This is a genomic window from Undibacterium sp. Di27W, assembly GCF_049340345.1.
In the GTDB taxonomy this organism is placed as follows: Bacteria; Pseudomonadota; Gammaproteobacteria; order Burkholderiales; family Burkholderiaceae_D; genus Undibacterium.
In genome coordinates this window covers 105,585-124,198 of sequence record NZ_JBMPOS010000001.1, presented here as the reverse complement: position 1 = coordinate 124,198, position 18,614 = coordinate 105,585, and the positions used below count along the sequence as shown (strand labels likewise).

20 protein-coding genes are annotated in these 18,614 nt (G+C 50.0%); 6 read left to right on the top strand and 14 right to left on the bottom strand.

Annotation, left to right across the window (positions count from 1 at the left end):
- Nucleotides 1-13: 13 nt before the first annotated feature.
- From ACO0LF_RS00465 to ACO0LF_RS00430, 8 genes are all read right to left on the bottom strand, one after another.
- Entirely contained in the window at nt 14-577 is a 564-nt protein-coding gene (locus tag ACO0LF_RS00465) for a winged helix DNA-binding protein (protein WP_423010903.1), read from the bottom strand.
- Between the two features lie 151 nt (nt 578-728).
- Nucleotides 729-1,547 (bottom strand): putative hydro-lyase, encoded by an 819-nt coding sequence (locus ACO0LF_RS00460; RefSeq protein WP_423012399.1) that lies wholly within the window; start codon nt 1,545-1,547, stop codon nt 729-731.
- A 1-nt stretch (nt 1,548) separates the two neighbouring features.
- On the bottom strand, nt 1,549-2,253 hold the full coding sequence (locus ACO0LF_RS00455; RefSeq protein WP_423012397.1) for an ABC transporter ATP-binding protein: 705 nt from the start codon (nt 2,251-2,253) through the stop codon (nt 1,549-1,551).
- Nucleotides 2,253-2,966: an ABC transporter ATP-binding protein gene (locus ACO0LF_RS00450; protein ID WP_423010901.1), complete on the bottom strand. Its 714-nt coding sequence runs from the start codon at nt 2,964-2,966 to the stop codon at nt 2,253-2,255. The genes ACO0LF_RS00455 and ACO0LF_RS00450 overlap by 1 nt, the downstream gene beginning before the upstream one ends.
- A complete protein-coding gene (locus ACO0LF_RS00445) occupies nt 2,963-4,033 on the bottom strand; it encodes a branched-chain amino acid ABC transporter permease (protein WP_423010899.1) in 1,071 nt (356 codons plus the stop codon). Before ACO0LF_RS00445 ends, ACO0LF_RS00450 begins: the two co-directional genes overlap by 4 nt.
- Nucleotides 4,034-4,053: 20 nt before the next feature.
- On the bottom strand, nt 4,054-4,920 hold the full coding sequence (locus ACO0LF_RS00440; protein WP_423010898.1) for a branched-chain amino acid ABC transporter permease: 867 nt from the start codon (nt 4,918-4,920) through the stop codon (nt 4,054-4,056).
- A 130-nt stretch (nt 4,921-5,050) separates the two neighbouring features.
- Nucleotides 5,051-6,328: an ABC transporter substrate-binding protein gene (locus ACO0LF_RS00435; RefSeq protein ID WP_423010896.1), complete on the bottom strand. Its 1,278-nt coding sequence runs from the start codon at nt 6,326-6,328 to the stop codon at nt 5,051-5,053.
- 135 nt (nt 6,329-6,463) lie between these two features.
- The gene (locus ACO0LF_RS00430; RefSeq protein ID WP_423010894.1) at nt 6,464-7,423 is read right to left on the bottom strand and encodes a TRAP transporter substrate-binding protein; all 960 of its coding nucleotides are present in this window, start codon (nt 7,421-7,423) and stop codon (nt 6,464-6,466) included.
- A 467-nt stretch (nt 7,424-7,890) separates the two neighbouring features.
- Here ACO0LF_RS00430 and ACO0LF_RS00425 point away from each other — a divergent pair, with 467 nt between their 5' ends.
- Together ACO0LF_RS00425 and ACO0LF_RS00420 are read left to right on the top strand one after the other, a co-directional pair.
- Nucleotides 7,891-11,532: a hydantoinase B/oxoprolinase family protein gene (locus tag ACO0LF_RS00425; protein WP_423010892.1), complete on the top strand. Its 3,642-nt coding sequence runs from the start codon at nt 7,891-7,893 to the stop codon at nt 11,530-11,532.
- A gap of 364 nt (nt 11,533-11,896) precedes the next feature.
- Entirely contained in the window at nt 11,897-12,985 is a 1,089-nt protein-coding gene (locus ACO0LF_RS00420; protein ID WP_423010890.1) for a porin, read from the top strand.
- A gap of 63 nt (nt 12,986-13,048) precedes the next feature.
- On the opposite strand, the gene pyrF is transcribed toward ACO0LF_RS00420, so the two are convergent.
- Nucleotides 13,049-13,867 (bottom strand): orotidine-5'-phosphate decarboxylase, encoded by an 819-nt coding sequence (pyrF, locus tag ACO0LF_RS00415; RefSeq protein ID WP_423010888.1) that lies wholly within the window; start codon nt 13,865-13,867, stop codon nt 13,049-13,051.
- A gap of 165 nt (nt 13,868-14,032) precedes the next feature.
- Here pyrF and ACO0LF_RS00410 point away from each other — a divergent pair, with 165 nt between their 5' ends.
- The 4 genes from ACO0LF_RS00410 (at nt 14,033) to ACO0LF_RS00395 (ending at nt 15,991) form a co-directional block, all read left to right on the top strand.
- Entirely contained in the window at nt 14,033-14,485 is a 453-nt protein-coding gene (locus tag ACO0LF_RS00410) for a MarR family winged helix-turn-helix transcriptional regulator (protein WP_423010886.1), read from the top strand.
- 195 nt (nt 14,486-14,680) lie between these two features.
- A complete protein-coding gene (locus ACO0LF_RS00405; protein WP_423010884.1) occupies nt 14,681-15,100 on the top strand; it encodes an organic hydroperoxide resistance protein in 420 nt (139 codons plus the stop codon).
- 310 nt (nt 15,101-15,410) lie between these two features.
- Entirely contained in the window at nt 15,411-15,803 is a 393-nt protein-coding gene (locus ACO0LF_RS00400; RefSeq protein WP_423010882.1) for a hypothetical protein, read from the top strand.
- Nucleotides 15,800-15,991 carry a helix-turn-helix transcriptional regulator gene (locus ACO0LF_RS00395; RefSeq protein ID WP_423010880.1) on the top strand — a complete coding sequence of 64 codons (192 nt, stop codon included), beginning with the start codon at nt 15,800-15,802 and terminating at the stop codon, nt 15,989-15,991. Before ACO0LF_RS00400 ends, ACO0LF_RS00395 begins: the two co-directional genes overlap by 4 nt.
- Nucleotides 15,992-16,194: 203 nt before the next feature.
- Here the strand turns inward: ACO0LF_RS00395 and ACO0LF_RS00390 are convergent, their stop codons facing one another.
- From ACO0LF_RS00390 to ACO0LF_RS00370, 5 genes are all read right to left on the bottom strand, one after another.
- Complete coding sequence (locus tag ACO0LF_RS00390) at nt 16,195-16,725, bottom strand: YcnI family protein (protein WP_423010878.1); 531 nt, start codon at nt 16,723-16,725, stop codon at nt 16,195-16,197.
- A complete protein-coding gene (locus ACO0LF_RS00385; RefSeq protein ID WP_423010876.1) occupies nt 16,722-16,916 on the bottom strand; it encodes a hypothetical protein in 195 nt (64 codons plus the stop codon). The genes ACO0LF_RS00390 and ACO0LF_RS00385 overlap by 4 nt, the downstream gene beginning before the upstream one ends.
- 11 nt (nt 16,917-16,927) lie before the next feature.
- Nucleotides 16,928-17,377, bottom strand: coding sequence for a copper chaperone PCu(A)C (locus ACO0LF_RS00380; protein ID WP_423010874.1), 450 nt, complete (start codon nt 17,375-17,377; stop codon nt 16,928-16,930).
- A gap of 27 nt (nt 17,378-17,404) precedes the next feature.
- The gene (locus ACO0LF_RS00375) at nt 17,405-17,980 is read right to left on the bottom strand and encodes an SCO family protein (RefSeq protein ID WP_423010872.1); all 576 of its coding nucleotides are present in this window, start codon (nt 17,978-17,980) and stop codon (nt 17,405-17,407) included.
- 93 nt (nt 17,981-18,073) lie between these two features.
- Nucleotides 18,074-18,517 (bottom strand): DUF2946 domain-containing protein, encoded by a 444-nt coding sequence (locus ACO0LF_RS00370; protein ID WP_423010871.1) that lies wholly within the window; start codon nt 18,515-18,517, stop codon nt 18,074-18,076.
- Nucleotides 18,518-18,614: the final 97 nt, after the last annotated feature.

Below are 18,614 nucleotides of genomic sequence, written 5' to 3'. Positions count from 1 at the left end.
ATCTGGCCAGAAACTACAGCGATGTAGCCGCCCTGGCCGCCTGCTCATACAATCCAGACAAGACACGTAAAAAGCGTGCCAGCTCGCTTAATTCAAAGCTCTCGGTTCCATCACCTGTCAGTGCCGATACCAGTACCTGCTCACGGATTTCCGAATAACGCTGACAAACGTCCCTGCCTGCTTCATTGGTCGAATACAGGATTTCCTTGCCGCGTTTTTCTGTCTGTACCAGTTTCAAGGCCTGCAATTTTTTCAATGAATAATTGACGATATGGGTATCTTCTATATTCAAGATGAAGGCTATGTCGGCCAGTTTCTTTTCCCTGGCGCGATGATTGATATGGTGCAGCACCAGCACATCTGTAATGGTCATGTCCTTCATGCCCACCGCCGCCATGCATCTGACTGCCCAACGGTTAAAAGCATTGCTGGCAATAATCATCCCAAACTCAAATTCACTCAATTCTGAACTCCTGCCCTCAGCCAGATGGGAAGAGGAGACGATGGGTACTCTGTGGGTAGCGCTGGATGCAGCTGGACTAAGCCCGGTTTTTTTTTGAGGTTTTGTCGTGGACATATTGACTCTTTATAATTTAAATTGATTGAAAGACCAACAAAGTGCTTTGTTTAATTTTATCTTCTTTGTTAAAAAATCGGTCTTCTTTGTAATAATTTATCAATAAAAAATCGATATTTTGATCAATCAACCACAATATCAGCTACCAACGTCAGTGACGCATATCATCAGTCAACAAGTCTGTCACGAACATCTTGCCAGGTGCATGCGAGATACAGAAAGGCAGTTTGCTGAGCTCAGCCACATATTGCGGCGTAACGCCGCAAGCCCAAAAGACCGGTAATTCGTCCTCCGCAATATCCACCGCATCGCCATAGTCCGGCAAAGCCAGATCCTGTATGCCTAGCGCCGCCGGGTTACCTATATGTACAGGCGCACCATGCACCTGCGGATATTGTGCTGACACCTCTACTGCCCTGGCAATATCCCGGCTTTTGACAGGACGCATGCTGACTACCATATTGCCGCTGAAACGTCCGGCAGGGATACAAGGCAGGGAGCTGCGGTACATCGCCACATTTTTCTCTTGCTGGATATGGCGCAAGGGTATGCCTGCGTCCAGCAAAGCTGCTTCAAAAGAAAAACTGCAACCCAGCAAAAAACTGACCAGACCATCCGGCCCACAGGCATTCCAGATATCCCTGATATCGCCTGCCTCTTTTTGCAATTGCCCATGTTCGTAGATGCGGTAAGCGCCAAGATCGGTGCGGACATCCGAGCCTGCCGCACAGCGCGCTTCAAACAAGCCTGCTTCCAGCACTTCCACCAAAGGGCAAGGCTTGGGGTTGCGCTGGCAAAACAGTAAAAAATCAAACGCATATTCCCTGGGTACTATCATCAGATTGGCTTGCACATGGCCATGGGCCAGTCCAGATGTCGGGCCTGTGAATTCTCCTGTGCGGCACAGGTGTCTTAATTCTCTGGCGCTGATTGTTGAATAGTCTTTTAGCTTATTGTCACCAGCTTGCATATCAAACTCCCAGATAGGCTTTTTTGACATCTTCATTATTGAGCAACTCTTGCCCTGTTCCCTGCATGACGATGCGACCCGTCTGTATCACATAGCCATGATGGGCAATTGCCAAAGCCTTGTGCAGGTTTTGCTCGACCAGCAATATCGACATACCCTGTTGATTGATGAGTTGTATGGTATCAAGCACCTTGGTGACGAACTTGGGGGCGATACCCCAGGATGGCTCATCGAGCAAGAGCATCTTGGGCTTCGCCATCAGGCCACGTCCTATCGCCAACATCTGCTGTTCACCGCCACTCATGGTGCCTGCGAGTTGATAGCGCCTTTCCTTGAGGATGGGGAATAGGCCGTACATGGTATCTATGGACTCAGCCACTTCGTCATCATCGCGGCGCGTGTAAGCCCCTAGCTGCAAATTTCTTTCCACTGTCAGGCGGGCAAAAATGCGCCTCCCTTCCGGCACCAGCGACAAACCCAGGCCCACGCGTTTACAGGCTCGTATTTTTTCCAGTGGCTTGCCATCGAATACGATCTGGCCTGCATCCGCCGCATTCAAACCGGCTATCGCCCGCAAGGTGGTGGATTTGCCATTGCCATTACCACCGACCAGGGCAACGATCTTGCCTTTTTCTACATCGATATCGACCTTGGACAAGGCCAGCACGCCGTCATAACTGACTCTCAGATTTCTTACTTGCAGCATCATTCATCTCCCAGATAAGCAGCGATCACTTTAGGATCCCTGGATACTTGTTCAGGACTACCTTCAGCAATCTTCTTGCCGTAATCAAGCACGACGATGGCATCGGCAATCGGCATGATGCCTTCCAGCACGTGTTCAACGATCAGGCAGGAAATACCTTCTTCACGGATTTTCAAGACCACGTCCACAGTCTCCCTGACTTCGGTCGGATTCAGGCCCGCCATGACTTCATCCATCAACAACAGGCGCGGTTTGACTGCCAGAGCGCGAGCCACGGCAAGGCGGCGCTGCTCACTGATGGTCATGCTGCCAGCAGGCTTATCCTTGAATTGCCCCAGGTTGACAAAACTCAGCAATTTCGCCGCACTTTGCCTGGCATCGGCGACATTCTTGTTGATCAAAAAAGCACCTACCATGATGTTTTCCAGTGCTGTCATACTGGTAAAAGTACGTGCCACCTGGAAGGTGCGGCCTATACCGGCACGCGCGCATTGCTCGGGACTCATGCCGGATACCTTGATATCATTCATCCAGATTTCACCGGTCGTTGGCGGCGCATAACCGGCGATGCAATTGAACATCGTGGTCTTGCCAGCGCCATTTGGGCCTATCAGGCCAACGATCTTGCCCGCCCCCACTTCAAATGAGACATCCTGGTTGGCGGTGATGCCGCCGAAGCGTTTGCTGACGCTCTCTACTCGCAACAAGCTCATGCTGCCTCCCTTTTTGCCTCTTGTACGTCTTGTTCTTTTTGTGCCTTGACTGCTTTTCTGCGCGCAAAAAATTGCTTGATCCAGCCCAATACCCCTGTCGGGTAATACACGGCAATCACCACGATCAAGGCCGCATAAATAACCAGGTCAGTACCACGACCAGAGCCACCAAACAGCGCACGCGTGCCTTCTTCGATAAAGGTCAACACACCCGCACCGATGACTGGCCCCAGCAAAGTACCTACCCCACCAAGGATGGATACCAGTGCCATCTTGATGGACAACCCGGTATGCAGGACTGAGCTGGGGTCTATATACAATTCCTTTTGTGCATACAGGCTGCCACCGATGGCGGTAAAGAAACTGCTGACTGCAAAAGCAATTTGCTTGTAGCGACTCAGATTGATACCCAGGCTGCGTGCTGCATCCGGCTCATCCTTGATCGCGCGGAAGTAGTAACCCAGATAGCTGTGTTCTATCCAGTAATTGACCGCCAGCGTCAGCAGCAAAAGACCGAGGGCAATGTAGTAATACGGTGCCTTGTCAGTAAATATCATGCTGCCCCAGCCTTGCTGATCCATAGGCAGAGTCAGGCCCACGGCGGCACCGGCATACTCCCAATTGGTGAAAATGATCTGGATGATTTCAGCCACCGCAATGGTTGCCATGCCAAAGTAATGCCCATTAAGGCGAAAGCATGACCAGCCTATGATGAGGCTGATAGCTGCTGCCAGTATGCCGCCACAGATCATGGCCACCCACGCGTTCATGCCAAATTGTGTCAGCAACAATGTCGAGGTGTAAGCGCCCAGGCCATAAAATGCAACATGCCCCAGCGAGACCTGGCCGGCATAACCACCGACGATATTCCAGGCCACACCCAGTTGCGCTGCCATCAAAATCAAGATCGCCAGATTCTGGTGTGAAGGGTCTTTGACCACCACTGGTACCAGCAATGCAACAAGCACGCACAGGACCAGCAGGATGTATTTGACCGAAGAATTGCCATGTGAATCTGGCGCCAGCAACTCCTGCGCCGAGATCACGGTTTTGTCTTGTATGTTCATTTTCTACCTTCTCTTCTACGCTATTGCTTACCCATCAGTCCTTGCGGACGGAACATCAACACAGCCAGGAACAAGCCAAGCACCAGGGCCAATTTATATTGCGGCCCTATCAGGAAACCACCCATGACCTCAATGACACCGACGATGATCCCGGCAAACAAGGCACCAATCACGCTACCAAACCCACCCAGGTTGACCACCACGAAAGCAATCAGAATGAAGTTCGCCCCCACTTCCGGGAAGATGGGAAAGAAAGTAGACAGCAATGCCCCCGCGACACCGGCACAGGCCGCGCCTATGCCCCAGGCCATGGCAAACATTTTTTGTGAGTCTATGCCCATCAGTTGTGCCGCCTCTTTGTCAGCTGCAGTCGCTTCCAGTGCTGCACCGGCACGTGTCTTAGTCAGAAACAGGTAAATCCCCATGGTTACCAGAATGGCCCCAACACCAGCCGTTACCTGTGGCATACCCACCTGTATGCCGAATATTTGTACTGCACCGGATACGATGGAATGATCCACCGTCCTGAAATCTGGTTTCCAGAAAAACTGGGCCAGACCACGGAACAACATCATCAAACCGAAGGTGGTAAAAATCTGCGACAACATAGGCGCATTGGTGATCTTTTTGATGATGAGCTTGTACAACATCGTGCCCAGCGCAAACAAAAACAGTGCCGTTAATGGCAGGGTAAATATGGGGTCCAATGCAAACAGCGAGTACATCCAGAAACTGGAATACATGCCGAACATCAGAAACTCACCATGGGAAAAGTTGACGACATCCATGACACCAAAGATCAGCGTCAAACCTATCGCCACCAGCGCATAGATCAAACCGATCAAGATCCCTGACGCCAGGGTTTGAATAATAATTTCAAGAGACATTTTCTCCTCGCACTTCCTATATGTATATCCGACCTCAGGTATCGCCAGATATTTTTATACTTTCTATTTCCCTTATCCGACCAGCCGACCAGCCGACCGGGTAAGCGTGCATCAAGTTTGATCGAGCTTATTACTTGCGTTGTTCCCATTTAGGCATAGGCCAAACCACATCTTTAGTCGCCAGATCAAAAGGCCATACTGTGTTGTACTTGCCATCGATGATCTGTACCAGGATGCCTGAACCCAAAACGTTCTGACCATGTTCATCAAACTTCACACCCTTCCATGGCATGATGAGTTTATTGGCGGGGATATTGGTTTCTGTCAGGGCTTTGCGAATCGCTTCTGGCTCAGTAGAACCAGCGCGATTGATCGCATCAACCAGGGTCATCAAGCCAGTAAAAGTGCGGGAAGAATTGCCGGTAAAGTCAGCCTTGTATTTGCTGTTATACAAATCATTGACTTGCTTGATCAGCGGATTATTTTTTGCCAGATCAGGCGACCAGACTTCGCGGGTGATGACGTAGTCAGCATCCTTGCCCAGGGTGCGACGGAATTCTGTATCCGTAAAACCTGCATTGTTCGCCAAAATCATCTCAGGTGAAAAGCCCAGTTCCTTATAGGTTTTCATGGACATGATGGCGTCCCCCAGATAAGAGGATTGCATGACGACTTGCGGGCTGGCTGATTTCAATTGCTGCACTTCAGAAGTCAATTGTGTGCTCTTGGCTGGATAGACGATGGTCTTGACCAGGTTATAGCCTTTTTCTGCCGCCAGCTTGGTTTCCAGCTTGGTAGTTTCATTGCCCCACAGGGTGTTTTCATTAAAGGTGGCCAGTTGCTTGACCTTGATGCCTTTCCTGGCTTCCAGCTCTTTGAAAAAATCAAAGAAATTATGGACGAACAAATCATCATGGGCCGTCGTGCGGAAGAACCATTTAAAGCCACGCTGCGTCAAGGTAGAAGACGATGATTCAGGATTCACATAGGGGATCTTGTATTTTTCTGCGACCTGGCTGGAAGTGGCTGTCACGTTACTGAAATAGGCACCAACGATGGCAACTACTTTTTCCTGGGTAATCAGTCTTTCAGTTTCAGTCGCGCCGATTTGCGGATTACCTTGATGGTCAGCAAAAACCAGTTTGATTTTTGCGCCCTTCAGATTAGGCAAGCCGCCGCCAGCAGAAAACGGCAGATTAGGTACACTCTTGGCACCATTGTTGACGATGTCGGCAGCCAACTCCAGCGCGTTTTTCATTTCACCGCCAGATGATGCGGCAGCACCAGACAAAGGATAAATCACCCCTATCTTGATTTCTTGCTGCGCATAGGCAGAGTAGCAAAAACTCAATCCCAGGCTGACGAGTAAGCCAGCACGGGCAATTTTTTTGATGGTATTTGTAAACATTATTAAACGCTCCAATTTAATTAAATGTCAGCCCTCTTTTATTACTTTGAGGAGAGCCTGTTCCTGATTTCCTGATTTCCTGTTTTGCTACCTCTGCCCTTGCCTGATTTTTGCTCGCACTTAGCAGCCAAGGATTTACTTCATCGACCTTTCAGTCGTGTATTTCAATAAAATCGCAACCTCTTCATTGCTGGCGCTTCTTAACCACTCCCTGACAAACTGTTCGCCCAGCCTGTCGAGGTTATTTCTTAACAGTGCATCTACCCGGTCTATCTTGATTTTGTTATTGCGTAACTGGGTCTCAAAGCCTGCATCACTGTCTCGACTCATGAGCCAACCGCGTTTTTCTGCCGTTTGCGCGGCATCCATCAATTTTTTTTGCGTTCCGGCATCCAATCTGGAAAACACTTTCTGGCTGATGAAAACGATATTTTTTGGTATCCATACATACGCCTGATAGTAGTACGCCAACTTGCTCCAGGCCTTGGTTTCTACCCCGGTCCAACTTGAAGTAATCATCACATCCAGCTTATCGCCGGCAATTGCCTTTTCCAGGTCTATCACTTGCACCGGCACAGCTGTCGCCATCGTCAATTCAGCAATGCGTTCACTGGCCGGGTTATAACTGCGCATGCGCATACCTTTGAAATCTGTCAGTGAGCTCAAGGGCTTTTTCGAATACAAATTCTGCGGCGGCCAGGGTACTGAATACAGCAACTTCAAACCACGTTTGGCCAAGGCTTTTTCTACCTCTGGCCTGGATGTCTGCCAAAGATGACGTGCATCTTCATAACCCCTGACGATGAAAGGCAAAGAATCCAGGCCAAACACCGGTATCTCTTTCGCCAGGCTGGACATGATGATTTCACCCGCCTCAGCTTTCTCATTGATCACACCAGGAAAAATCTCTGCTGGCTTTAATAAGCTGCCCGCAGCGAACACCGTCATTTTCACCTTGCCATTAGTAGCACCTGCGACTTCCTTGGCAAACTGCTGCAAATTCATGGTCTGGAAATTATCTGCAGCATAAGCAGTAGCGATACGTATATCCACGGTTTCTGCATATACATTCACTGTTAATGCTGCTACTGACATGCTTACCAGCATGCAAAAACCAGAAAATCGCCTATGAGAACGAGTAGATAAGTAGAAGAAACTCAGCCTGTCTTGAATTGAATCCAACATTATTTACCCTTTCAATACATCACATCGTAAACGTTTTATCGATAAAACGTCAATAAAATATCTTACATTTAATCTGATTAACTACTACAATATCATCAAAGGAAAAATCCACAAGATGTTTATAAAAATTTTTTCTTTATGATAGATTTAGTCAATAAAAAGCACCGCGCTATGGCGGCGATGCACAAAAACAGTGAATTTTTTTGCTTTTTAAATATTGGATATCCATTGCACCTGAACATTCCGGGCATAAGCTGCAAACAAATTGCTGTCTGATTTTCGACACAAAATTTGCAGCCCGGAATAAAAATGGCTCCAGACCGGGATAAGACTTTGCCGTGTGACGGCAACATCTCTTTATGAAAGGTGGTTGCAAAATGAACGAACAGAAACAGGCGCACAATGATGTCGTTGAAGATCAACGCTGGCAATTCTGGATAGATAGAGGTGGTACGTTTACCGATATCGTGGCGCGCCGCCCGGATGGCAAATTACTGACCCATAAACTGCTGTCAGAAAATCCTGAGCAATATAAAGATGCAGCCGTTGCAGGCATACAAGGCTTGCTGGGTTTGACAGCAGAACAGAATATTTCGCCTGAGCTGGTGTCTGCGGTCAAGATGGGCACCACCGTTGCCACCAATGCCCTGCTGGAACGCAAGGGTGACCCGACGGCGCTCATGATCACCAAAGGTTTTCGTGATGCCTTGCGCATCGCTTATCAAAACCGCCCTCGCCTGTTTGACCGCCACATCGCCTTGCCAGAACTTCTGTATGAAAAAGTCGTGGAAGTCGATGAGCGCATTGATGCGCATGGCAATGTCTTGCAAGCCCTGGATGAAGCTGCGGTCAAAAATGAATTGGCTGGTCTCTATAAAGATGGCTACCGCGCATTAGCCATCGTGCTCATGCATGGCTACCGACATACCCGGCATGAAGAAATCATAGGCAAGCTGGCAGCTGAAGCGGGCTTCACGCAAATCTCGATTTCCAACCAGGTCAGCCCGATGATGAAGCTGATCTCGCGTGGCGACACCACGGTAGTGGATGCGTATCTGTCGCCTATCCTGCGCCGTTATGTCGACCAGGTTGCCAGCAAAATGGATGGCGTTCGCCTGTTCTTCATGCAAAGCAATGGCGGCTTGACGGATGCACACCGCTTCCAGGGCAAGGACTCTATCTTGTCAGGTCCGGCAGGCGGCATAGTTGGCATGGTGCGCACTGCCCAGACTGCAGGCTTTGACAAGATCATAGGCTTTGACATGGGTGGTACATCGACTGATGTATCCCATTACGCCGGTGAGTTCGAGCGCGAATTTGAAACCCAGGTGGCCGGTGTCAGGATGCGGGCACCGATGATGAGCATACATACCGTTGCTGCAGGCGGTGGCTCCATCCTGCATTTTGACGGTACCCGTTATCGCGTAGGCCCTGACAGTGCAGGTGCCAATCCTGGCCCCACCAGTTACAGGCGCGGTGGTCAATTGGCCGTAACCGACTGCAATGTCATGCTGGGTAAAATCCAGCCCAGCTATTTTCCTAAAGTGTTTGGCCCCAAAGCAGACATGTCGCTGGACAGGGACGCCGTTGTAGAAAAATTTACAGCCATGGCAGCAGAGATAGAAAAAGCCACAGGCATACGCAAGTCCCCTGAAGAAGTGGCAGAAGGCTTTATTGAAATTGCCGTCGGCAATATGGCCAATGCCATCAAATTTATCTCGGTACAGCGCGGCCATGATGTAACTGACTATACCCTGACCACCTTTGGCGGCGCTGGTGGCCAGCATGCCTGTTTGGTGGCAGATGCGTTGGGCATGACTAAAGTGTTTGCCCATCCATTTTCCGGCGTTTTGTCTGCCTACGGCATGGGCCTGGCAGACCAGACTGCCATGCGTGAACTGGCGATGGAATTACCACTCGCGCCCACCTCCATGCCAGCGCTGGAAAAAGAACTGGCGCGCTTGTCCGACGCAGCCAGCAATGATTTGCTGAGCCAGGGTGTCGCACCAGAACACCTCAGCGTCAAACAACGCGTGCACTTGCGCTATGAAGGGACGGATTCTGTCATCGTCGTAGCGATGCAGGATATTGCCAGCATGATTCATCAATTTGAATCTGCCTACAAAAAACGCTACTCCTTCCTGATGACTGCCAAGCAGCTCGTCATAGAAGCGATTTCTGTCGAAGCCATAGGTAGCTCTGGCGAAGGCAATGAAACTGTAGAGCAGTTGCCTCCACGGGAGAATGCGCAGCCCTTGAAGCCAGTGGAAATCGTGCAGTTATTCTCTGGTGGACAATGGCATGACACAGGCTTGTATGACCGTGATGACATGCGCCCCGGTGACAAGATCAAGGGGCCAGCCATCATTGCAGAAAAAAATGCCACCAACATCATAGAACCAGGCTGGGGTGCGGAAGTGACAGCACTGGACCACCTGGTATTCACTCGTCTGGAAGCTCGCCCCAAACGCCAGGCCATAGGCACCAAGGCTGACCCGGTCATGCTGGAAGTGTTCAATAACCTGTTCATGAGTATCGCCGAACAAATGGGCTTGCGCCTGCAAAATACGGCCTTCTCGGTCAATATCAAGGAACGCCTGGATTTCTCTTGTGCCCTGTTTGATGCAGAAGGTAACCTGATCGCGAATGCACCGCATATCCCTGTGCATCTGGGTTCCATGGGTGACAGTATCAAGACCATCATCCGCGCCAATGCAGGCAGCATGCAGCCGGGTGATGTGTATATGCTCAATGACCCGTATAACGGCGGCACGCATCTGCCTGACGTTACAGTCATCACGCCTGCCTTTAATGCCGAAGGTACCGAAGTATTGTTCTACGTAGGTTCACGCGGCCACCATGCCGACATAGGTGGCATCACGCCTGGTTCCATGCCCGCAGACAGCACGGTAGTCGAAGAAGAAGGTGTGCTGATCAATAACTTCAAACTAGTCAGCGCGGGAAAGTTGCTGGAAAAAGAAACCATCGCCCTGCTCTCTTCCGGCAAATACCCTTGCCGCAATATTCATCAAAACCTGGCTGACTTCCAGGCGCAAATTGCCGCCAACCAGAAAGGCGTCGATGAACTACTCAAGATGGTGCAGCACTATGGCCTGGATGTCGTACAAGCCTATATGGGCCATGTACAGGACAATGCAGAAGAAGCAGTAAGGCGCGTCATCACTGCCCTGCAAGATAGCAGCTATGAATACAAGCTCGACAATGGTGCCATCATCAAGGTCGCAATTCGTGTTGACCATGCGTCACGTTCTGCTGAAGTGGATTTCACTGGCACCTCGCCGCAACTGAATAATAACTTCAATGCGCCGAGTGCGATTTGCATGGCTGCCGTGTTGTATGTCTTCAGGACCCTGATTGACGATGACATCCCGCTCAATGCCGGTTGCCTCAAGCCATTGAAAGTCATTATCCCTGAAGGCTCGATGCTCAATCCGCGCTATCCGGCGGCGGTCGTATCCGGCAATGTGGAAACCTCAAGTTGCATCACCAATGCACTGTATGGCGCGCTGGGCGTGGTGGCATCTTCACCTGGTACCATGAATAACTTCACCTTTGGTAATGATGATTATCAATACTATGAAACCATCTCTGGCGGCTCTGGTGCGGGCGAGGGTTTCCATGGTACGGATGTAGTGCAAACCCATATGACCAATTCACGCCTGACTGATCCAGAGATACTGGAATGGCGTTACCCGGTCAGGCTGGAGAGCTATGAAATCAAGCCAGATTCAGGCGGTGCAGGTCGCTGGCATGGCGGCAATGGTGGCGTGCGCAAGATACGCTTCCTGGAAAACATGACGGCTTCGATACTCTCGAATAATCGTGTGTTTGCCCCCTTTGGTGCTGCGGGTGGTGCTTCTGGTGCCTGCGGTAAAAACTATGTCATCAGAAATGATGGCAAGACCGAGGAACTGGGTTTTGTCGCCAGCACCGATATGCAGCCTGGCGATATCTTCGTCATTGAGACGCCGGGTGGGGGTGGCTACGGGAAAGCATAAACACTCGTTGCAGGTTTGAAGCTTGCAGCAAAGGCTGGGGAAGAGATCTCACCCGAGATATCACCCAGCCTTTTTATTTTGCGACAAACAGTTGCAGAAATCATGCAAACCCAAGAGAACTAATATTTCCCCATCTCAACTTCAACTTTTTAACAACGTTAATATTATTATTTATCGATAATTTATCAATAAATTATATGTAAACTCATTAATTTTCATCGATAATAAATTACCGACTGCAATCACAGGAAATCCGGTTGGTAATCGCTGCTACTAATCACATTGCACACTGCCTCTTCAGCACATCATGCAAAGGCGATTTTTTACTGCACATCATTTCCTTATCTATTTTTGAGAGTATTAAATGAAAAAGACTTTCCTTGCCATGAGCATGATGAGTGCTATTGGCTTTATGAGCACTTTCGCCGGTTCTGCCGCAGCACAATCCACTGTCACTATTTACGGTATCGCTGACACCGGCATCGCCATAGAAAAAGGTGGCAGCGCTGGCTCTGTCAACAAACTGACCAGTGGCATAGGCTCAGGCTCACGCCTGGGCTTCAAGGGTACAGAAGATCTGGGCGGCGGCCTGTCTGCCTTCTTCCTGCTGGAGAGCGGTATCAATATTGATGCAGGTTCTTCAGGTCAGGGTGGCTTGATGTTTGGACGCCAGGCCTACGTCGGCATCAAAGGTGACTTTGGTAGCTTGACTGCAGGTCGCCAGTACACACCAGAATACCTGACCCTGGCCTTTGCCGATCCTTTTGGCACAGGCTTTGCGGGTGATGCTGCCAATATCATGCCCAACTCTGGCACTGGCGCCAGCCGCATGGACAATACCCTGAAGTACGTCACACCTTCTTTTGATGGTTTTACGGGTGAGCTGGCATATGGTTTTGGCGAAACTGCAGGTGACAATTCTGCGGGTCGTCAAATTGGTGCTGCGATTGCCTACACCTCTGGCCCGTTCGCAGTACGCCTGGGTTACCACAACCGTAACAATGACACGGCAACGCTGAAAAATACTGACGATGGCAAAACCACTTTGCTGGCTGCGACTTATGATTTTGGTGTAGCCAAAGCCCATCTGGCTTATGGCATCAACAAGGGCCTGAACAGCTCACCATTGCGCAATACGGCTAACCCTTATGGCAGCCTGATCGCGCCAACAGCATCGACAGATTCCACAGACTTTTTGCTGGGTGTGACTGTGCCTTTTGGCAGCAACAAGATATTGGCTTCCTATATCCGCAAAGACGACAAGACAGCAAAGAATCAGGATGCCAGCCAGTTGGCCGTGGCGTATGTGTATTCCTTATCCAAGCGCACTGACCTGTATGCAGCCTATGCCAGGATAGATAACAAAAATGGCGCTGGCTACACAGTAGGCAGCGCCATCGAGGCGGGTTCTGGTGATAGCGCACTGCACCTGGGTATACGCCACAGCTTTTAAATAAAGCCTGCTGTGTCGTTTTACGCCGGAATAATTAAGGATTATTCCGGCACTGCTATTAAATTAACGATGCTGATTAATCGCATCACGCGTTTCCAGCGCCACACGGCGGATAGCATCTGCCGTGCTTTCGCCCGCTACTGGTGTGGCATATAAAATGGCGCGGGAAGAATTAATCATCATGCCCGTACCTGCGGCTGTTTTACCAGCCTGCACAGTCGCCGCAATATCACCGCCTTGTGCACCTATGCCTGGCACCAGCAAAGGCATGTCACCGATGCCTGCACGCACCTGTGCCAATTCTTTCGGGAAGGTCGCGCCCACCACCAGCGCGCATTGGCCATTGGTATTCCATTTATCCGCCACCAGCTGCGCCACGTGCTGATACAAGGGCTTGCCACCTACATCCAGAAATTGCAAGTCAGAGCCACCCGCATTGGACGTACGGCATAATACAATGGCGCCACGGTCTTTCCATTCCAGATAAGGGGCGACTGAATCAAAACCCATATAAGGATTGACGGTCACAGCATCAGCGTCATAACGCTCGAAAGCTTCGCGTGCATATTGTTCTGCTGTCGCACCGATATCGCCGCGCTTGGCATCGAGTATCACCGGGATATGCGGATAAGCAGACTTGATATAGCGACAGATTTCTTCCAGCTGGTCTTCAGCACGCAGGGCAGCAAAATAGGCAATTTGCGGTTTGAAGGAGCAAGCCAGGTCTGCAGTTGCATCCACCACGGTTTTGCAAAATGCATAAATGGCATCTGGCTTGCCTGCCAGTTCTGCCGGAAAGCGGCTGACATCCGGGTCCAGGCCTACGCACAGCAGGGAATTATTGGCCGACCAGACAGCGGAAAGTTTTTCTATGAAAGTCACGATTTACCTCTTACAGTGGGGCGTGGCAGCGCACGCATAATTGGCGACATTATACCTTGCAGCACTCTTGGAATTGGCCTGCACGTCAGCAAGTTCAGCACGGCGCAGGCAAAAACTGTTTATCATGCCTGCAAATCCCCCTACACACATTGCCAGAGTGCCAAAATGAAAACACCCGCAGAAACACCCATCAATATGCTGGCACTGGAAAATCAATTCTGCTTTGCGCTGTATTCATCATCCCTGGCGCTGACCAAGGCTTACAAGCCCATGCTCGATGCCCTGGGCCTGACTTATCCGCAATATCTGGTCATGCTGGTCTTGTGGGAACAGGATAATGTGCTGGTCAAAGATATAGGCCATGCCCTGTTCCTGGATTCTGGCACCCTGACGCCCTTGCTGAAACGACTGGAAGCGAATGGACTGCTGGAGCGCCATCGCGACGAAAGCGATGAACGCCAGGTGAGGATCACGCTGACTCCGGCAGGCAAGGATTTGCGTAATGCCGCCCTCGACATCCCACAAAAAATTCTCTGCGCCAGTGGGCAAAGCAAGGAAACCCTGATGCAATTGCGCAGCCAGCTCAATGATTTGCGGAATGAATTATTAAATCCTTAAATTACTACATCCTTAAATTAATAAATCCTTAACATTTTCTCTCATTTGAACTAATCTGGCTTGCTAATGCTATCGCGATGATAGAAAAAGACAATCGTAATTTAGATTGCACACAATTAAATTGTTCGCTATAGTTCATCCATCGACTCAGCAGTCGAACCTAAACAACCAGTCAATTTAAATCAGGAGTTCACCATGCAAGTACTTTACACAGCAAATGCAACAGCAACCGGCGGTCGTGATGGCCGCGCCGTTTCCAGCGACAATCAACTTGAAGTCAAACTGACGACACCAAAAGAACTCGGTGGCGCTGGTGGTGAAGGCACCAATCCTGAGCAATTGTTTGCTGCCGGTTACTCTGCCTGCTTTATCGGTGCGATGAAATTTGTTGCCGCTGCTGGCAAAATCGCCCTGCCTGCTGACGTCTCTGTCAATGGCCTGGTAGGCATAGGCCCGAATGGTAAAGGCGGCTTTGGTCTGGCTGTGACGTTGAACGTCAGCCTGCCAGGCATGGATAGTGCGGCGGCAGAAGCACTGGTACACAAGGCACATGAAGTCTGCCCTTATTCCAATGCAACACGCGGCAATATCGAAGTGACTTTGAATATCTTGTAATGTCTGGGCCATTGAGCCCAACGGAAACCAGCAGCCAGGCTTGCAGAATGATTTTCTGCCAGCCTTTTTATTTCTCCGTCACAAAATCACAGTCAGATAAAAATCCCGGCATGAATGTAAAGCGTACTTGACATATTTATTCTTTGATCTATGATGACAAGCATGCTTTACATCTCTCGGGATGAAACTGCCTGGGCAAGACTTGCTCCCTGTCCTGAAAAAAATCAGGATTAGTCTTCCAGGTATTTTTTATGCGCATGCATGTAAAGCAAACTTTACTCTTTCTAACGACTACCCTCTGGAGAAGATAATGCGTGAGAAACAAGCCCAAGCTATTTATTTACGTGAACTTTTTGCGGCACTGGCAATGTATTGCCTGTTTGTATTCGGCAGCAACTACATCGCTGACCCTATGGTCGCCAGCCCTGCCCGCAGCGCCATCATTGCCAGCCCCATCTTGCCAGCCTTATTGATGGTCTGGAGCATAGTCAGGCAATTCCAGCGCATGGATGAATATGTACGGCTCTGGTCATTGGAAAACCTCGGCATGGCAGCGGCGGTGACCGCCGCTTTCTCTCTCAGCTACGGCTTCATGGAAACCACCGGTTTCCCCAAACTCAGCATGTTTGTCACCTGGTCTCTGGTCATGGGGTCCTGGGGTGTGATCACTTGCCTGCGTAGCTGGAAAGAGAAATCGCAATGAAAAATATCGTCAGAGAATTGCGCAGCCAGCACGACTGGAGCCAGGCCCAGTTGGCGGACTTGCTGGAAGTATCTCGCCAGACTGTGAATGCGATAGAAACTGGCCGTTACGACCCCAGCCTGCCATTGGCTTTCAGCATTGCCAAATTATTCCAGCTACCGATAGAAAAAATATTCGCGGCTGAATAAGACACTGTTTAAATTAAAAGTCACGAAAAACTTCCAGAATAAGTAGGAGCGACTTCAGTCGCGAACCATTTTGCCGGATCCGGCTTTCCCAGCAGTATCAGCTAATCGCGGCTGAAGCCGCTCCTACAAAATATAGGCATCATGCAAAATAAATCCCTTGTACAAGAGTTTGCGCAAGGGGTTTATTTTGACATGCCAAGGCATCAATGCTGATGTGCCGCTTCTGCTTTCTCCAATACGTCCAGCACAGGTGCGGGTGCTTTCAAGCTCTTGCCAGCCTGGCCATCTGCCGGGATTTCTACCCAGTCCAGCCTGCCTTTTTCACACAACTGCGTGACCTTGAAATACACCTTGCCAGCCTTCTCAGGCAATTTCACCTGTATGGCAAACTCATCATAATGCGCATCTGGCAAAGGGCCGCCAGTCCAGCTCACTTCCCGCACATCCTGGCTGATGGTTTTGCCATGCGAGTTATACGGCACACTCAAGGGCAAAATGCTGGTATCGATTTTCCACCCTGCCTTGGGCATGGGCTTGGCACCGCTGACGCTTTCAGGAATGCTGACCTTGACTGCCGTAGTAGCACTGCCCTCGCAACCATGGCCTATCTTGAATGTCAGTTTGTGATAGGCCCCTGCATTGGCAGTGGCCTGCTCCAGCGTGACATGGGCATAAGCTGTTTGCACCAGCAAATTCCCGGCGGCAAAAAGGCTGCATATCAGTAATTTTTTCATGTCATTATCCTCGATGTGTTTTGTTGATGCCCAGGCAGTGGCTGCCATTCCATGACATGCGGCCTGGCTTCATATGTGATGGCCTGCTGCAAATAAAAGGCATAGGCATGCCACACTGACAGTGCGCATATGGCCGCCAGATTAAAGCATTGCAATATCTTGAAGCCAGCGGCAATTCTGGTTTTATTCATAGCGCCACCCATCAGTGTTGCGCAGCCTGGTTCAAGGGCTTGGCCGTTGCCTTGATTTCTATGATTTCACGCTTCTTGTCCTTGCCTTCAACAACCAGGGTAATCGGCACGACATCGCCATCCTTGAGCTGGCCTTTCAAGTCCATCAGCATCACATGATAGGCACCTGGCTTGAGTTCCACTACCTTGCCTGCGGGCAGGTCCATGCCATCGACGGCGCGCATTTTCATGACATTGTCGACCATTTCCATTTTGTGGACTTCAGCAATACCGGCCACGGGCGAGCGCACTTCCAGCAAACGCGCATCCTTGGCAGACTTGATTTGCATGAAGGCACCAGTGGCTTTTTGCTGTGCCACGGTGGCACGCACCCAGGCATCGCTAACCGTGACCTGGGCCTGTGCAGACATGCTCAATACGGACACTGCCAGGGCCATCATGATTTTATTGAATGTAGTCATTTTTTATCCTTTAAATAATTTACTGGTTTATGCAGCCATCAGCGCACGCAAATCTGCCGCGCACTGTTCTGCCGTTTGTTCATGCTTGAAAGCCAGGCGTATCTTGCCCTTGGCATCAAACACGTAGCTGATGGAGGTATGATCCATGGTATAAGAACTGCCACTGGGTACTTTCTGGTAAAACACCCTGAAAGCGGCAGCCACTTCCTGCGTTTGTTTCATGTCCCCATACAAGCCCAAAAAGCCGGGGTCAAATGCTTGCATATATTGTTTCAGCAATTCCGGGGTATCTCTTTCCGGGTCTATGGTAATAAAAATCACCTGCAATTGCTCAGCCTTGTCAGCCAATAATTTGCGTATGTGCACAGCACGGCTCAGGGCGGTAGGACAAATATCCGGGCATTGGGTAAAACCAAAAAACACCAGCACATACTTGTCCTTGAAACTGGCCAGGCTATATTCCTTACCATCTTGCCCGCGCAAATGAAAATCATTGGCATAAGGAGCACCAGTGATATCTATGCCGGTGAAAGCGACAGGCGTGCGGCTGCAAGCCAGCAATGACAAGCCGCCTAGCAGCGTCAATACAGAACGACGTTTCATTTCGATTTCTTTTATTCATTCACCATCATCGATGGTGATGGATTAATAGCGCTCAAGCATCTACAAATGCATACAGCTAAAGCAGGAAGATATTCAAACCAGATAGACAGGCGGGCCGCGCGGCTGTGCCGCAATCCAGGCAAATAAAGTATGTGGGGATTGATAAAACAGTAAGGGTGCAGCCTCAGGCATGTTCAGCTGCGGCAGGCTGGCGACAGATCCAGGCAAGACAAAATCATGCCCCGCATGCGGCAGGCAATAAGCACAATGCACAGCCATATGCTGCTGGTCTTGCGCAGGCTTGCCAGGCACCAGTTTGATGAACTTGCCAGTCACAGCATCGATCAGTTTGACACCCTCAACACTACAGACCTCAAGCACACCTGGCTTGTTGCCAACGCTGCTAATATCACCAATAGTCTTGCCCACACTCATCCCGCCAGCCATGGCTGGCAGCAAACCATTAAGCACATTGAATAACAAGGCAAGACATGCAAGCCATATCGTCAAGTGCCGGGGTCGGAGAGAAATACGCATGCGCAGATTATAACCAATGCGCAGACAATTGAAAAACAAGTTAGCAAAACAGGCAAGCCGCACCCATGAAAGGCCAGTGACAGAGCACTGGCCTTTC

Bases quoted from the DNA above. Each gene is read 5' to 3' on its own strand.
- ACO0LF_RS00435 (WP_423010896.1), bottom strand. From the start codon at position 6,328: ATGTTTACAAATACCATCAAAAAAATTGCCCGTGCTGGCTTACTCGTC.
- ACO0LF_RS00465 (WP_423010903.1), bottom strand. From the start codon at position 577: ATGTCCACGACAAAACCTCAAAAAAAAACCGGGCTTAGTCCAGCTGCA.
- ACO0LF_RS00400 (WP_423010882.1), top strand. From the start codon at position 15,411: ATGCGTGAGAAACAAGCCCAAGCTATTTATTTACGTGAACTTTTTGCG.
- ACO0LF_RS00425 (WP_423010892.1), top strand. From the start codon at position 7,891: ATGAACGAACAGAAACAGGCGCACAATGATGTCGTTGAAGATCAACGC.
- ACO0LF_RS00375 (WP_423010872.1), bottom strand. From the start codon at position 17,980: ATGAAACGTCGTTCTGTATTGACGCTGCTAGGCGGCTTGTCATTGCTG.
- ACO0LF_RS00445 (WP_423010899.1), bottom strand. From the start codon at position 4,033: ATGAACATACAAGACAAAACCGTGATCTCGGCGCAGGAGTTGCTGGCG.
- ACO0LF_RS00390 (WP_423010878.1), bottom strand. From the start codon at position 16,725: ATGAAAAAATTACTGATATGCAGCCTTTTTGCCGCCGGGAATTTGCTG.
- ACO0LF_RS00395 (WP_423010880.1), top strand. From the start codon at position 15,800: ATGAAAAATATCGTCAGAGAATTGCGCAGCCAGCACGACTGGAGCCAG.
- ACO0LF_RS00450 (WP_423010901.1), bottom strand. From the start codon at position 2,966: ATGAGCTTGTTGCGAGTAGAGAGCGTCAGCAAACGCTTCGGCGGCATC.
- ACO0LF_RS00455 (WP_423012397.1), bottom strand. From the start codon at position 2,253: ATGCTGCAAGTAAGAAATCTGAGAGTCAGTTATGACGGCGTGCTGGCC.
- ACO0LF_RS00420 (WP_423010890.1), top strand. From the start codon at position 11,897: ATGAAAAAGACTTTCCTTGCCATGAGCATGATGAGTGCTATTGGCTTT.
- ACO0LF_RS00370 (WP_423010871.1), bottom strand. From the start codon at position 18,517: ATGCGTATTTCTCTCCGACCCCGGCACTTGACGATATGGCTTGCATGT.
- ACO0LF_RS00385 (WP_423010876.1), bottom strand. From the start codon at position 16,916: ATGAATAAAACCAGAATTGCCGCTGGCTTCAAGATATTGCAATGCTTT.
- ACO0LF_RS00430 (WP_423010894.1), bottom strand. From the start codon at position 7,423: ATGTCAGTAGCAGCATTAACAGTGAATGTATATGCAGAAACCGTGGAT.
- ACO0LF_RS00440 (WP_423010898.1), bottom strand. From the start codon at position 4,920: ATGTCTCTTGAAATTATTATTCAAACCCTGGCGTCAGGGATCTTGATC.
- ACO0LF_RS00410 (WP_423010886.1), top strand. From the start codon at position 14,033: ATGAAAACACCCGCAGAAACACCCATCAATATGCTGGCACTGGAAAAT.
- ACO0LF_RS00380 (WP_423010874.1), bottom strand. From the start codon at position 17,377: ATGACTACATTCAATAAAATCATGATGGCCCTGGCAGTGTCCGTATTG.
- ACO0LF_RS00460 (WP_423012399.1), bottom strand. From the start codon at position 1,547: ATGCAAGCTGGTGACAATAAGCTAAAAGACTATTCAACAATCAGCGCC.
- ACO0LF_RS00405 (WP_423010884.1), top strand. From the start codon at position 14,681: ATGCAAGTACTTTACACAGCAAATGCAACAGCAACCGGCGGTCGTGAT.